The sequence below is a fragment of the Mycobacterium lepromatosis genome (assembly GCF_000975265.2).
GTDB lineage: Bacteria > Actinomycetota > Actinomycetes > Mycobacteriales > Mycobacteriaceae > Mycobacterium > Mycobacterium lepromatosis.
In genome coordinates, this window is sequence record NZ_CP083405.1 from 410,864 (window position 1) to 424,653 (window position 13,790).

At 60.0% G+C, this 13,790-nt stretch carries 12 protein-coding genes and 4 pseudogenes; 13 read left to right on the plus strand and 3 right to left on the minus strand.

The window, feature by feature from the left end:
- Positions 1 to 52: 52 nt before the first annotated feature.
- The 6 genes and pseudogenes from MLPF_RS01725 to deoC form a co-directional block, all read left to right on the plus strand.
- Positions 53 to 1,035 (plus strand): annotated as a pseudogene (locus tag MLPF_RS01725) (DUF445 family protein); the annotation flags it as partial.
- Between the two features lie 66 nt (positions 1,036 to 1,101).
- Positions 1,102 to 1,435 (plus strand): annotated as a pseudogene (locus MLPF_RS01730) (transcriptional regulator).
- 251 nt (positions 1,436 to 1,686) lie between these two features.
- The gene (gene hbhA, locus MLPF_RS01735) at positions 1,687 to 2,253 is read left to right on the plus strand and encodes a heparin-binding hemagglutinin HbhA (RefSeq protein ID WP_045843848.1); all 567 of its coding nucleotides are present in this window, start codon (positions 1,687 to 1,689) and stop codon (positions 2,251 to 2,253) included.
- A 118-nt stretch (positions 2,254 to 2,371) separates the two neighbouring features.
- Positions 2,372 to 2,659: a DUF2516 family protein gene (locus MLPF_RS01740; RefSeq protein ID WP_045843839.1), complete on the plus strand. Its 288-nt coding sequence runs from the start codon at positions 2,372 to 2,374 to the stop codon at positions 2,657 to 2,659.
- A gap of 102 nt (positions 2,660 to 2,761) precedes the next feature.
- Positions 2,762 to 3,142 (plus strand): DUF2599 domain-containing protein, encoded by a 381-nt coding sequence (locus MLPF_RS01745; RefSeq protein WP_045843847.1) that lies wholly within the window; start codon positions 2,762 to 2,764, stop codon positions 3,140 to 3,142.
- Positions 3,142 to 3,828, plus strand: a complete 687-nt coding sequence (deoC, locus tag MLPF_RS01750; protein ID WP_045843838.1) for a deoxyribose-phosphate aldolase — start codon at positions 3,142 to 3,144, stop codon at positions 3,826 to 3,828. Before MLPF_RS01745 ends, deoC begins: the two co-directional genes overlap by 1 nt.
- A 60-nt stretch (positions 3,829 to 3,888) precedes the next feature.
- On the opposite strand, the gene MLPF_RS01755 is transcribed toward deoC, so the two are convergent.
- Positions 3,889 to 4,908 (minus strand): LmeA family phospholipid-binding protein, encoded by a 1,020-nt coding sequence (locus tag MLPF_RS01755; RefSeq protein WP_045843837.1) that lies wholly within the window; start codon positions 4,906 to 4,908, stop codon positions 3,889 to 3,891.
- A 23-nt stretch (positions 4,909 to 4,931) separates the two neighbouring features.
- A complete protein-coding gene (locus MLPF_RS01760; RefSeq protein ID WP_045843836.1) occupies positions 4,932 to 5,747 on the minus strand; it encodes a carbon-nitrogen hydrolase family protein in 816 nt (271 codons plus the stop codon).
- Between the two features lie 740 nt (positions 5,748 to 6,487).
- Between MLPF_RS01760 and MLPF_RS01765 the strand changes: the two genes are divergently transcribed.
- Both MLPF_RS01765 and MLPF_RS01770 read left to right on the plus strand, forming a co-directional pair.
- A complete protein-coding gene (locus MLPF_RS01765) occupies positions 6,488 to 7,591 on the plus strand; it encodes a UDP-N-acetylmuramate dehydrogenase (RefSeq protein WP_045843835.1) in 1,104 nt (367 codons plus the stop codon).
- Between the two features lie 3 nt (positions 7,592 to 7,594).
- Positions 7,595 to 8,998, plus strand: coding sequence for a L,D-transpeptidase (locus MLPF_RS01770; RefSeq protein WP_420329655.1), 1,404 nt, complete (start codon positions 7,595 to 7,597; stop codon positions 8,996 to 8,998).
- 424 nt (positions 8,999 to 9,422) lie between these two features.
- Here MLPF_RS01770 and MLPF_RS01775 read toward each other — a convergent pair whose 3' ends face one another.
- Positions 9,423 to 9,605: a hypothetical protein gene (locus tag MLPF_RS01775; protein WP_050039351.1), complete on the minus strand. Its 183-nt coding sequence runs from the start codon at positions 9,603 to 9,605 to the stop codon at positions 9,423 to 9,425.
- Between the two features lie 250 nt (positions 9,606 to 9,855).
- Between MLPF_RS01775 and MLPF_RS01780 the strand changes: the two are divergent.
- The 5 genes and pseudogenes from MLPF_RS01780 to MLPF_RS01800 form a co-directional block, all read left to right on the plus strand.
- Positions 9,856 to 9,978 (plus strand): annotated as a pseudogene (locus MLPF_RS01780) (cell division protein ZapE); the annotation flags it as partial.
- A pseudogene (locus tag MLPF_RS16835) lies at positions 9,961 to 10,994 on the plus strand (hypothetical protein); the annotation flags it as partial. The pseudogenes MLPF_RS01780 and MLPF_RS16835, both read left to right, overlap by 18 nt.
- 98 nt (positions 10,995 to 11,092) lie before the next feature.
- Positions 11,093 to 12,403, plus strand: coding sequence for a D-inositol-3-phosphate glycosyltransferase (gene mshA, locus MLPF_RS01790; protein ID WP_175266492.1), 1,311 nt, complete (start codon positions 11,093 to 11,095; stop codon positions 12,401 to 12,403).
- 113 nt (positions 12,404 to 12,516) lie between these two features.
- Positions 12,517 to 13,032 (plus strand): type III secretion system chaperone family protein, encoded by a 516-nt coding sequence (locus tag MLPF_RS01795; RefSeq protein ID WP_045843832.1) that lies wholly within the window; start codon positions 12,517 to 12,519, stop codon positions 13,030 to 13,032.
- 12 nt (positions 13,033 to 13,044) lie between these two features.
- Positions 13,045 to 13,788 (plus strand): phosphoglyceromutase, encoded by a 744-nt coding sequence (locus MLPF_RS01800; RefSeq protein WP_045843831.1) that lies wholly within the window; start codon positions 13,045 to 13,047, stop codon positions 13,786 to 13,788.
- Positions 13,789 to 13,790: the final 2 nt, after the last annotated feature.

Genomic DNA, 13,790 nt, shown 5'->3' on the forward strand with positions numbered 1-13,790 from the left:
ACAGTAACCTGGCTCCGACTATAGCGGGTGGTGTGTGGCGGCATACAGGACCTTGTCAACCTTGATGACACAGATCTTCTTGTCGCTGCAGTTCGTAGAGACCAAGCTGAGCGACGCGCAGGTACAGGGCCGACTTGGTAGGTGGCTGTCGGAAACATCGCATGCCCGGTGCGTGGTGACCAAGGCGGCGACGGTGCTGCGTATGCTGGCGGAGTTACTGCATGACAAGGACATTCAACAGGTGCTCGATTGGATGATCGTACGCTGCATCGCTGAACCGCAATGAGGTCAGTGGTGGGGCCGGGTACTGGTGTCCCTGTTCCCCGAGAACCGGTAGAGGCCCTGATCCAGATGTTGTTCGAACAGATGTTTCATTGGTTGCTGGACGCCGGCGAGATCATCCAGCGGGTGGTCGAGCGTGACTCACCGAGTAGGTCGCTGCGCTTCATCGATCATCTTGTCGGTTACCTCATCGTGTTGTGACGACCACATCAATTGTGGATTGGTGGACTTCACCGATAAGTTGCGTAGCAACCCCCGACCACGGATCGCGTCGTCTGGTGATTCGATTTCTGCTCGAATTCGCCGACGATCTGCAGCATCAACCTGCCATTATTGCGCGCGCCTGTGCGGTCCAGGAACAGTTGATGGCGCGCGATGAGATCGGCAACCGCGTGGCAGACGTTGAGGAGCTGGTGCCTGGGGTCCAGAAGGGTTGGCCGACCCGTCTGGCGCGTTGTGCGCTCGCATCGCTGGCACCGTGGTTCGGATCGAGGAATCACTGTGTGATGCTGCCTACCTGCGAGGCAAAGTCGACAACTGGATGGTGCGGGCAACCCAGCATCTGGCTTTGCAATATGGCGTAGAGATCATCGCGATCATCACCGAGACGATCGAGTGCTGATACGCCGAAGAAACCAGCCGACGCATCGAATTGCACACGGTCGTGAACTGCAGTTTATTCGGATCAATGTCACCGTGGTGAGGGCGCTGGCCGGACTAGCGATCTACACCGTTGCGCAAATGTTGTTCTGAATAATGGATTTGTTATGCATGCTAGTATCATTAGGTATCGACTATCGGGCGCAAGGAGGTGCGTCGGTGGTGTCAGACGAAAAGCTTTCTGCCAAGGTGTCCACCTCTGCCTCTGATATCGGTAGTTTTATCAAAACGCAGCGTGAGACGGCGTAAATCTCGGTGCGGAAACTTGATGAACAGTCCGGCGTCAGTAATCCGTAATTGAGCCCGGTGGAGCGCGGATTGCGCAAGCCGTTAGCCGACTTCTTGAGCCCAATGAGACCAGTCAAATGTGTAACGCCATCATCACCGATACGGCGATCACCGAGCGGCAGAAGCAGGTTTTGCTCGACCTTTATGCCTCTACCTAAATCAAAAGGAATCCATCCTTGAGGCGTGTCCCACCGAGACCCAATAACTACTACGAGTGACCAGCCTGGTTGGTTCGCAATCTGCTGAGGCTGGTGGGAATAGCCCACTAGCTGCCGGTTTACCCGAGAAAGGGCGACCCTGTTTAGGTCATGGTGGGTCCAGCCCGATTACTTGGTCAACAGAATGTCAATCCGCGAGTCTTGACTACTCCTCCCAGCGGAGCCGACGCTTGGCCTAACTTCCCGGACTAGACATGACTGACGCCTATAACGACAAAAATCTATGAAAGGAATCACCATGGCTGAAAACCCGAACGTCGACGACCTGCGTGCGCCATTGTTGGCAGCGCTGGGCGCGACAGACTTGGCCTTGGCCACCGTTAACGAGTTGATCGGCAACATGCGTGAACGTGCCGAAGAAACTCGCATCGACATCCGGAGCCGCGTTGAGGAAAGCCGCGCTCGTGTGGCCAAACTGCAGGAGGATCTGCCCGAACACCTTAGCGAGCTGCGTGAGAAGTTCACCGCCGACGAGTTGCGCAAGGCCGCTGAGGGCTATTTAGAGGCCGCTACCAGCCGGTACAACGAGCTAGTCGAGCGTGGCGCGGCCGCCCTGGAGCGGTTACGCAGCCAGCCGGTCTTCGAGGACGCGTCGACACGTGCCGAGGGTTATGTGGACCAGGCTGTCGAGTTGACCCAGGAGGCGCTGGGTACTGTCGCATCGCAGACCCGCGCGGTTGGTGGACGCGCAGCCCAGCTGGTCGGCATCGAGCTACCCGGGAAGGCGGCGGCGCCTGCGAAGAAGGCTCCCGACAAGAAGGCGCCTGCGAAGAAGGCTCCGGCTAAGAAGGTCACACAGAAGTAGGTTCAGGTTCTGAGTTACCCTGGTGGGGTGGTGCGGACCCGTAACGTATTTGACTCCGAGTTGCCTTGGCGGCGACTTGGAGTCGACGTTTGGTGCGGTACCCGCATACGCTTAAAGGATGAGCCACCTCGTGGGTACTGTCATGTTGGTCTTGCAGCTCGCCGTTCTGATGACGACGGTGTACGCGTTTGTGCATGCAGCGCTGCAACGACCCGACGCCTATACCGCCGCTGACAAGCTGACAAAACCGCTGTGGTTAGTGATCCTCGGTGCAGCTGTGGCGCTGACCTCTATCCTAGGCTTCGTTTTCGGTGTGTTTGGCATAGCGATAGCTTCCTGTGCCTCTGGGGTCTATCTGGTTGACGTACGGCCCAAGCTGCTCGATATCCAGGGCAAGTCGCGCTAACCCCATGACTGTTATCTCGGCCGCGTAGACGACGGTACTTTATTGGTGTATTGGGCTCGCTAGTAGCGTACAGTCCCCGTTGTGGTCGATCCGAGCACTGGCATGTCTAGCCTCTTGAGGCTGTCGTATGTCCCTCCTTTTGTTGACCACACCGAATGGACACGTTGGAGAAGCCTTATCAGCTTGTGCTTCGACCCGAAACTTTCTGGGCGTGCCTCTGCGATGCAGCTCGGTGTAGCTGCCGCCGACGAAACGTGGAGCGGGGTCCTCACGCTGTCTCCGGACGCCGAGGACGCCGACACCGCGGGCATGCGCGCACAGTTCATCTGTCGCGGACAGTTCGTCGAATTCGTGCAGCCCAGCAAGATAAGCTCGAATCTCGAGCCATGGCGTCCCGCCATCGATGACTTCGAGATGTTCGTTGCCGGCTGCAATCCCGGTATATCCGAAGGAACACAGCAAGCCGACGAGGGACCGCGGTAGTGCCGGGCCAACCTACTCGGAAACAGCTGGCGGCGTTGGTTGACCATACCCTGCTCAAGCCCGAGGCGACCCATGCTGATGTGGCTGCTCTTGTTGCCGAAGCTGTTGAGCTGGGCGTCTACGCAGTTTGTGTCTCGCCGTCGATGGTGCCGGCTGCCGTTGAAGCCGGCGCGGGTGGTTTGCAGGTTGCTACGGTGGTGGGGTTTCCGTCGGGCAAGCACGTGTCCATGGTCAAGGCGCGAGAGGCAGCCCAGGCCGTAGCATCCGGTGCAACTGAGATCGACATGGTCATCGCCGTCGGTGCTGCTTTGGCTGGAGACCTCGATGCGGTGCGGTCCGATATCGAGGCGGTGCGCTCCGCTATAACCGGTGTAGTGCTCAAGGTGATTGTGGAGTCGGCGGTGCTGTTGGGCCAGGCAAACGAACGTACTCTTGCTGACGTGTGTCGTGTCGCGAAAGCCGCCGGTGCGGACTTCGTCAAGACCTCGACTGGTTTTCATCCCGCTGGGGGAGCGTCGGTGCGCGCCGTCGCGCTGATGACCGAGGCCGTCGGGGGCCGGCTAGGGGTCAAAGCCAGTGGTGGTATCCGTACCGCCGCTGACGCGATTGCACTGCTGGACGCTGGTGCCACAAGGTTGGGCCTGTCTTCCACTCGAGCAGTGTTGGATGGGCTCTGCCCACCCTAAGTCGTTTTTCTTGTTTTTCCTGAGCAGGTCTGCCGATGACTGCTGGGCGTCATAACGCGCTTAGAGGTTAGCGAAGCAGGGGTCCTGACCGCCGTTACTGGGGGGAATATTGGCGTTCTGGGTCGAGAAGTGGCTTATCACGCCGGTCGACGTGACCTCCACGCTGTCCGCGTGGATGCCCAGGGGGTAGTTCTTGGTTAGGTTGGCGGTGAAATCGTCCAGGGTGAATTGCACGGTCTCTTTCGGCAACGAGAAGCCTAATGTATTGAAATTGATGATCTGTAGCTGCAGGCCACCGTTAGACACCACCGGCTTAGCCACAATGTCGTTCAGCATTCCTTTCAGCTCGATGGTGCCATTGGCGGGGTGAGTGGTCACATTGTTGGTGACGAAGGCGCCAAGTACCGGAATCGAGTTCTGCACCGATTGCTTGATGCCATCAGATGACCAGGTGATGGTGGCATCCAACACGCCGATCGTGCCCCTCGCAGTCGGGGTGTCTCTGATCTCCACATTCTGCATGTCTATTGCGATCTTCATGCCTTTGGCATCACGAATCTGGTTACCTGCGGTTTCCACAGAGATGTTGGTGAAATGTCGGGTAGTGATCTGCCACAGCAGTAACGGTGTCACACCGAACTTTGCGGAGGCCTGATCTTTGACCTCGCAGGCCACCACCTGGGCGACTTTGTTGTTCGCGGTGTGGCGGGCAAAAAATTCGGCTCCGACTAGCCCGCTGGTGACGAGCGCAACCACGATGATCAAGATCAGGACGATGGTGAGTGGGTCGCGAAGCAAGCGTCGTCGGGTTTTCTTTGGTGCTGGTTCTTTTTTCGGCGCAGTCAGCTGATCTGCTGGGGCCGGGGGTGTGGTGCGCGGTAGTGGGTTCCTCGCCCGCGGTGCCTCCGCATTCCCTCCTCCGATCTGCTTGGTCTGCTGCGTCAGCTGGCCGAGCGTAGTCGGAGACTCACCAGGCCTCGTCCGTTCAGTCGGAGTTTGCGGATGGCCGAGGAGACCCCGGTAGCCGAGACGCGTCCACATCGACGGGCTCTCATTCGGTGGTTCTTGCGGATTGGTCACCTACGTGATTGTGCCCTTTCAACCTAAGCAAAATGTGAACGGTTGCGCAGTACAGCGATGTTCTTGCGGGCCGTGGTCACGTTGTTGACGTCGATGTCGGCGACGACCAGCTGTGGCTCGGTGCCAGCCGACGCCACCACCTCACCTAACGGCGAGGCCACCAGGCTGCCGCCTACTCCGGTCGGCGCGGCTGAGCTGGGCTCCGAGCCGGTTAGGGCACTGCCTGGGTCAGCCTGACCGGCTGCGGCGACGTAGCTCATCGAGTCAAGCGCGCGGGCGCGGGCAAGCAACGTCCACTGCTCGAGTTTGCCAGCACCGGAGCCCCATGACGCGCAGATCACGATCAGTTGTGCGCCGCGGCGGGCCAGCTCGGTGTACAGCGCCGGAAAGCGGATGTCGTAGCAAATGGTGAGACCAACTTGGACGTCGTCTACCGTGATCACCACCGGTTCGTGCCCGGCTGCGACCGCCCGGGACTCAGTGAAGCCGAACGCGTCGTAGAGATGGATTTTGTGGTAGTGGGTGTCCGGCTGGTTGGGTGTCCCGGGGCCAGCCGCGATCAGCGTGTTCATTACCTGTCCGTCGTCAGCGGGGGTGAATATTCCGGCGATTACGGTGATGCCGGCCTCGGTTGCTATTCGTCGCACACCGTTGGCCCAGGGTCCGTCGACGGGCTCAGCGACCGGTCCCAGTGGAACACCGAATCGGCACATGGTCGCCTCCGGGAAGACCACTAGTGCCGCGCCGGAGTCGGCGGCCCGGCCGGTGTACTCTCGCACCAGCCGCAGATTTGCTCCCGGATCGGTTCCGCTGAGGATTTGCGCCAATGCGATTCGCATGTGCGTAAGCTTAGGCCTGGAGACGATGCGCTGCGCTTACAGCGTGAGGTAGGGGTGACTTCCCGCTTGCGTGGGAGAGCGGGGCTGTTCTGGATAGGTCCGGCGGTTGCTTCCGTCGGGCCGTCTAAGGCTGGACCTGGTGGAAAGCGGTAGGTAGGTTGCGCTGGTAGCGAATCAGGCGCTCTTCGCGATCCACATCGTGGTGAAACCCTGTTTAAGTCTCACCAACGTGGCCCAACTGGGTGCCGATGATCTTTCTCGAACTGGCCGCCAATAATGGGGATTCGCACTCTGAACGATGACCTGAAGTTTCAGCCGGGCTCCGCTGGACTCCGTCGATCAGTGACAGCACCGCAATGCCCGACAAGTTGGCTAGAGTATTCTAGATAGATCCCACAATGGACGCCGTCGCGACGCCATCGGCGATTGGACTCTGGGGTCTTCTCACGTCTAATCCTATAGGCCGCCTCGGTGTACCTGTGTGACCAGGTCCGGTAGGTTGTGACTGCGCATCACCTGCACGATGACTACTTCGACTACTTTCTGGTCTCGTCTTTGCTAAACAACACCCCCACCCGCATCGACGTCCAGCCGCCTGTCGTCGACTGCGGCCTTAGCCAGTCGGGCCTGCCAGTAGTTCGCCTCGCTTAATGCTTGAAAACGTCTTCGACATTGCCTTCGTAGTCCGGTGTACATGTCGCATGATCGCGGCGTAAGAGGTCAGTCTACCGTTACTTGCCATGAAACGGAGCGCTGTCGGTTCGTTCTTTGCCGGCGCGCATGTCGCAGAGGCGGTGCCACTTGCGTCGTTGACCACATTGCGGGTCGGTCCAGTCGCCCAGCGGGTTATCACGTGCGCCAGCACCGAACAGGTAGTTGACGTTATACGACAGCTAGACGTACCAGCTGGCGGCGGGGGCGCTGGACCGCTGTTGGTATTTGCTGGCGGCTCCAATTTGGTGATTGCCGACACGCTGGCCGACCTGACCGCGGTGCGCTTGGCCAATGCTGGCATCACTATCGACGGCAACCTAGTGCGTGCCGAGGCTGGCGCGGTCTGGGACGACGTGGTGGTGAGGGCTATCGAGCACGGGCTTGGCGGGCTGGAATGTCTGTCTGGTATCCCCGGATCGGCTGGGGCCACTCCGGTGCAAAATGTGGGCGCCTACGGCGCAGAAGTGTCTGACACGATCACTCGGGTCCGGCTGTTGGAGCGTAGTAGCGGCGTGGTTCGTTGGGTTCCCGCCTGCGAGTTGCGTTTTGGTTACCGCACCAGCGTTTTCAAGCAAGCTGACCCGTCAGGGTCGCAGCCGCCTGCTGTGGTGCTGGAAGTGGAGTTCAAGCTCGATGCGTCGGGGCGCAGCGCACCGTTGCAATATGGCGAGCTGGCGGCCACACTCGACGCGACTAGTGGACAGCACGCCGACCCCCACGCGGTGCGCGAGGCGGTGCTGGCGCTGCGTGTTCGCAAGGGTATGGTTCTCGACGCGGCAGACCATGACACTTGGAGCGTCGGATCTTTCTTTACTAACCCGGTGGTAGCGCCGGACGTCTACTATGAGCTGGCCAAGATGGTGGATGGGCCGGTGCCGCATTATCCGGCGCAGGGCGGCTTCAAGCTGGCCGCTGGCTGGCTGGTGGAGCGGGCTGGCTTCGGCAAGGGTTATCCCGATGATGCAGCCCCATGCCGGCTTTCCACCAAACACGTGCTTGCCCTAACCAACCGCGGCGCCGCCACCGCCGAAGACGTGGTAACTCTGGCCCGCATCGTTCGTAACGGGGTCTTCGATGTGTTTGGTATCACACTCGAACCTGAGCCTGCGCTGGTCGGGTGCGTGTTGTAGCTATTGCTTACGGGTTATCGTATTTTGCGGAAAGTTTTTAGAACAGGGGAGAAGTCGCCTGGCCCAGTATCTTTGTGTGTCGTGAGCGTATCCACCCCGCGTCAAGACCGGGAGCCGATTAATCGGCGCGTGGCTTTGACGGCTATTGGGCTAGGGGTGTTCGCTTCGAGCTTATTTGCCGCTTGCACGAGCAGTGCGATCAAACAATCCGAGAAGAAGGCGACGCCAGCACCGCACTTAACGTTTCAGCCGGCGACTGCGACTGATGACGTGATTCCGGTCGCGCCGATCAGTGTCCAAATCGCCGACGGTTGGTTCCAGCGCGTCACATTGACTAACCCAGTGGGCAAGGTCGTTTCTGGTGCTTTCAACCAAGATCGCACCGTCTACACGATTACCGAACCGCTGGGCTATGACACGACTTATACTTGGAGCGGTTCGGCTGTCGGTCACGACGGCAAGGCCGTTCCGGTAACGGGCAAGTTCAGCACTGTGACCCCCGTCAAGAAGATCAATGGAGGATTCCAGCTCGCCGACGGCCAGACGGTCGGGGTCGCTGCGCCGATCATCATCCAGTTCGATGCGCCCATCAGCGATAAGGCTGCCGTCGAAAAGGCGTTGACCGTCACTACCACCCCACCCGTTGAGGGTAGTTGGGCATGGTTGCCTGACGAGGCGAAAGGCGCCCGCATTCACTATCGTCCACGCGAGTATTACCCGGCGGGCACCACCGTCAACGTCGACGCGAAACTCTACGGGCTGCCGTTCGGCGGCGGTGCATACGGCCTGCAGGACATATCGTTGAACATCCAGATTGGTCGACGCCAGGTAGTCAAGGCTGAAGTGTCGTCGCATCGCATTCAGGTCGTAACTGATGCCGGCGTCATCATGGACTTCCCTTGTAGCTACGGTGAGGCTGACCAGGCTCGTAACGTGACCCGCAACGGCATCCACGTGGTCACCGAGAAATACTCCGACTTCTACATGTCCAACCCGGCTGCCGGCTATAGCAATGTGTATGAACGCTGGGCAGTACGGATTTCCAACAACGGTGAATTCATCCACGCCAACCCGGCCAGCTTGGGAGCGCAGGGCAATACCAATGTCACCAACGGGTGTATCAATCTGTCCACGGGAGATGCCGAGCAATTCTACCACAGCGCGATCTATGGTGACCCGGTTGAGGTGACCGGAAGTTCGATCCAGCTGTCCTACGCCGACGGTGATATTTGGGACTGGGCAGTGGACTGGAACACCTGGGTGGGGATGTCGGCGCTACTACCGTCTCCAACGGCGCATCAGCCGGCCACCCAGATCCCCGCTACCGCGCCGGCCACCCCGCCGGGTGCTCCCACCTTGTCGGGCACTCCAACGAGCGGTTCAGGAACTGCTAGACCCGGTGGTTAGCGCAGTGGGTGGCTGACGCTTGCTCGTGTGGTCGGACGATGGTCTGGTCCACGTTGACGCGAGAAGGTTGTGAGGTCATGAACCCGATAGCTTGGACCACGTCAGCGGTGTCGTTCGGACGAGACCGTGTCCGTGCGCTGCTGGCCACCAGCGAATCGGGCCATCGAGAATTTGTTTTGGCCGCGCCTGGCGCGATATCGGTGAGTCGCACCGATTTTCCCCGTATACTACGTTGCATAGCGTGCAGTGCCAGGCGCTTTGGGCGTGGCTTGACCGCGGTTTTAGCTAGCGTCGCCGTCGGTAAACTTCCATCGCTGCAATTTAAGGTGATTATGATGATCAGGACGTCGCTGCTGTCGATCAGCTTGGTCAACCGGGCACAGCTGACCCGGAGCGGATCTATCATATATACATACATCCAGCGTCAATGCTCCCAGTCAACGTTTGCGACGGATTCCAATGTCCATGCGCTACCGGCGTCGTTGACAAGCACATCAACCCGATTCGAACGGCGCACCGGCGCCTCGACTACGCTATCTTCTATGACTTCGGTCACGATGACCGTTCTGCCGATCCCGTTGGCCAGCGTGGTGCTCTGGATCCCCATGACGTTCCAAGGCTACCCCTGAAACCCAGGGACGGCAGGGTGTTCGCGGTTGCCTTATCGAGGCCGAAACTGGCGTCTGTGACCACCGCGATCCCTTTGATCCACCCCGGTAGCTGCGTTTATCCGAATAATTCTAAACAAAGACAATAATTCTAAACAAAGACAATGGGTAACGTGCTGATTTTTCTCGGTTTACACCGCACCGCTTTGTCCAACGTCACGACCGCGGGTGTCTTCGTGGCTTGTGCGTGTGGTTGCGCGTGCCGCACGCGTCCCGGGGGCCACCGTCGACGACTTCGACGCTTTGTGTGCGCACCTGGCCACCATCCATCCGTCGCTGAACCTGTTTGACTTGGCGGTGGTGGCCGTGTTTCGTGCCGTGTGGTTGCGCGACCCGGTCGGTTGTTCCGTTATTGCCGGAGTCACATCGCTGTCCATCGCGACGGTGAACCATCAGGCCATCGCCGCTGCTTGAGACCGCCCTTGTTGCGGGAGCCAGCTGGCCCGGCGGTCTCCGGGGCTATCAGGCGCCTCTGTTGTGCCTGGTCGAGATCAACCACGGAACCTTAATCTGACGCTAGGCATCCCCCATGTAGGCGCGCGAACCACCAGCATCGGTAGGGGGTGCCAGGAGCCGGTCTTGCCTTGACTTCGTTGGCCGAGAGCGGTTCTTGATGCTTGCGGCGCTGCCATAGATGCCGTCCACTGTGGGTCGGGATGGCAATCGGTGATACTGTTGACAGCGCTACCGGCTGTGGTGTCCCGCTCTTCGACCAATCTGTACTCCTAGACCGCGAAACGGTCGACTATGCGCCGGTGATCGGTTGACGTATGACATTGCCTGGCGAGCAGCCCCCGGCACTATCGCGGAGCTGCCGGCCTACACCGAGTGGCTCGGCAGGACTGGGCAGTCGGAGTCCACTGTCAGTGACTAGGCGGTTTCGGCTGCTGTCCGCCGTCCAAGGAGCATGCTCAGCATGCTATCTGGCGTTGCCCGCTCGGGGGTGGTGTCGCTGCTGCTATTACCGATCTGCTGTGGAGTGGTTCGGGCCGGCAATCAGTAAGCTTAAAGATCTCTTGGCGGAGTAGGCCCAGGTGCTCGGTTAGGCGGTTGTGTTACTGCGGGACTTGTTCAATCCCGACGAACTGGTGGCGGGTGGTCAGGCGTTCACCGAATACCCTGGGGCGATGAACTAGGTGGAGGGCGGCGTTCACTGCATGCTCGGTGTTACCGCCTCGTGATATCTGGGTGATGGCCTTCGGCAAGCGGGTACAAGAGGCCGGGGCCGGGATTGTGTCGTTGGGTGGGCTCTATGCCGATCCCAAGGCGCGATGCGCCGTTCCGGTGCACGAACTCCCGGTTGCCCAATGACGCGTTCTTCTGCTTGATAGGTTTTGATGTGCTGTTAGCGTACGTTTCGGGCGGTTCCAGGTTGGTCCTGTAAAGATGACAGTGTGCGGGCCGTCGAGTTGAAGCTTTTCCGCCAGTGAATGACCCCCATCGGGTCGCGGTGCTGGCAGTGCACACCTCACCGTTGGCTCAACCGGGCGTCGGTGACGCAGGCGGCATGAATGTTTACGTGCTTCAGAGCGCGTTGCACCTGGCCCGGCGTGGCATTGAGGTGGAGATCTTTACCCGGGCCACTGCCTCTGCTGATCCCCCGATTGTGCGGGTAGCGCCCGGAGTGTTAGTGCGCAACGTTGTAGCGGGGCCGTTCGAGGGCTTGGATAAATACGACCTACCTACCCAGCTGTGTGCGTTCGCGGCCGGGATGCTGCGCGCAGAAGCGGCTCACGAGCCGGGCTACTACGATATTGTGCATTCGCATTACTGGCTGTCTGGGCAGGTCGGTTGGCTGGCTCGGGACCGCTGGGCGGTGCCGTTGGTGCATACTGCGCACACGCTAGCCGCGGTGAAGAACGCGGCGCTGGCCGATGGTGACGTGGCTGAGCCGCCGTTGCGTAAGGTCGGCGAACAGCAGGTCGTCGACGAGGCCGATCGTATGATCGTCAATACTGATGATGAAGCAAGGCAATTAATTTCGATTCACCGTGCCGATCCAGCCAAAATCGACTTGGCCCATCCTGGTGTCGATCTGGATGTATTCCGTCCAGGTGACCGGCGGGCTGCTCGGGCTGCGCTGGGGCTGCCGCTCGACGACAACGTGGTCGCTTTCGTCGGACGGATCCAGCCGTTGAAGGCACCTGACATCGTGTTACGTGCCGCAGCGAAACTGCCGCAGGTGCGCATCGTTGTGGCTGGCGGACCGTCAGGCAGTGGTTTAGCCTCCCCGGACGGGCTGGTTCGGTTGGCCGAAGAACTCGGTATCACGGCCCGGGTGACGTTCTTGCCGCCGCAATCCCGTACGAATTTGGCTACCGTTTTCCAAGCCGCCGATCTGGTTGCGGTGCCGAGTTATTCAGAGTCGTTTGGCCTGGTCGCCGTCGAGGCGCAGGCTTGTGGCACCCCGGTGGTAGCGGCAGCGGTCGGCGGCTTGCCGGTAGCGGTGCGGGACGGGGTCACCGGCACTTTGGTGTTCGGACATAATGTCGGTCATTGGGCGGACGCCGTCGGTCAACTGTTACGACTCAGTTCCGGGCCGCAGGCAAGGGCGATAAGCCGCGCGGCTGTCGCGCATGCGGCCAAGTTCTCCTGGGACAGCACCACTGATGCGCTGCTAGCCAGTTACCGTCGTGCGATCGGTGATTTCACCACGACGCGTCAGCGCCGGGTCCGCGACTTGGTGGCAGCGCGCAAGCCCCGTAGCTGGATCTCACGCCGTGAGGTGGGCGCATGACCCGTATCAGCGACGGTGCAGAACGCAGAGATGAGGTGGGGGCACCTCCTGTTTGTAGGGGAGCGGGGCCGCACACGAGTACAGCCTTGGATGCAGTGTCGCACGTGTGTTCGATGATCGAGCACGCGTTGCAAGCCAGCCACCTCACCTACTCGGAATTTTCTGGGGCGCCTGGTGGATTGCTGCGACTGGTAGTGGAACTGCCCGGTGAGCGCAGGCTCAAGACCAACACCATCCTGAGTATCGGCGAGCATTCGGTGCGTATTGAGGCGTTCGTGTGCCGCAAACCTGACGAGAACCACGAGGGTGTCTACCGATTTTTGCTCAAGCGCAACCGTCGGCTCTTTTGTGTTTCTTACACGCTGGACAACGTGGGCGACATCTATCTGGTGGGCCGGATGTCGTTGGCGTCGGTCGACACCGACGAGATCGATCGAGTGCTCGGACAGGTACTCGAGGCGGTGGAATCGGACTTTAATACGTTGTTGGAGTTGGGTTTTCGCTCTTCTATCCAAAAGGAGTGGGATTGGCGAATATCTCGCGGCGAGTCGCTGAAGAACTTGCAGGCCTTCGCGCACCTAATCGACGACGAAGGTGACGGCGACGCCGCTGTTTGCGCTCGTCCGTGAAATGCTAGGCTGATGCACCACGGAAATACTGCTACGTTGGTTTTGCTCCGTCATGGCGAGAGTGACTGGAATGCGCGGAATCTGTTCACCGGCTGGGTCGACGTCGGGCTAACCGACAGGGGTCGAGCGGAGGCAGTCCGCAGCGGTGAGTTACTCGCCGAACATAATCTGTTGCCCGACGTGCTGTACACGTCGCTGTTGCGCCGCGCGATCACCACCGCGCATCTGGCGCTAGACACCGCCGACTGGCTATGGATTCCGGTTCGTCGCAGCTGGCGGCTCAATGAACGCCACTATGGCGCGCTTCAGGGTTTGGACAAGGCCGTAACCAAGGCTCGTTACGGCGAAGAACGATTCATGGCTTGGCGCCGCAGCTATGACACTCCGCCACCACCGATCGAGAAGGGCAGCAAGTTCAGCCAGGACGCTGACCCTCGTTACACCGACATTGGCGGCGGCCCGCTGACCGAATGCTTGGCTGACGTAGTGGCCCGCTTTCTGCCGTATTTCACTGACGTGATCGTGCCCGATCTGCGGACCGGCAGAACGATTCTTATCGTAGCGCACGGCAACTCGCTGCGCGCGCTGGTCAAACACCTAGACGGCATGTCCGACGACGAGGTCGTCGGGCTGAACGTTCCGACCGGCATTCCGCTGCGCTACGATTTAGATGCGGATCTGTGTCCGGTGGTGCCTGGCGGTACCTACCTCGATCCCGAGGCGGCCGCCGCGGTCATTAGTCAAACGCGCACGTAAAA

Coding starts and splice junctions, on each gene's coding strand:
- MLPF_RS01765 (WP_045843835.1), top strand. CDS start 6,488: ATGAAACGGAGCGCTGTCGGTTCGTTCTTTGCCGGCGCGCATGTCGCA.
- MLPF_RS01740 (WP_045843839.1), top strand. CDS start 2,372: ATGAGCCACCTCGTGGGTACTGTCATGTTGGTCTTGCAGCTCGCCGTT.
- MLPF_RS01795 (WP_045843832.1), top strand. CDS start 12,517: ATGATCGAGCACGCGTTGCAAGCCAGCCACCTCACCTACTCGGAATTT.
- MLPF_RS01775 (WP_050039351.1), bottom strand. CDS start 9,605: ATGGGGATCCAGAGCACCACGCTGGCCAACGGGATCGGCAGAACGGTC.
- MLPF_RS01760 (WP_045843836.1), bottom strand. CDS start 5,747: ATGCGAATCGCATTGGCGCAAATCCTCAGCGGAACCGATCCGGGAGCA.
- MLPF_RS01800 (WP_045843831.1), top strand. CDS start 13,045: ATGCACCACGGAAATACTGCTACGTTGGTTTTGCTCCGTCATGGCGAG.
- hbhA (WP_045843848.1), top strand. CDS start 1,687: ATGGCTGAAAACCCGAACGTCGACGACCTGCGTGCGCCATTGTTGGCA.
- MLPF_RS01745 (WP_045843847.1), top strand. CDS start 2,762: ATGTCTAGCCTCTTGAGGCTGTCGTATGTCCCTCCTTTTGTTGACCAC.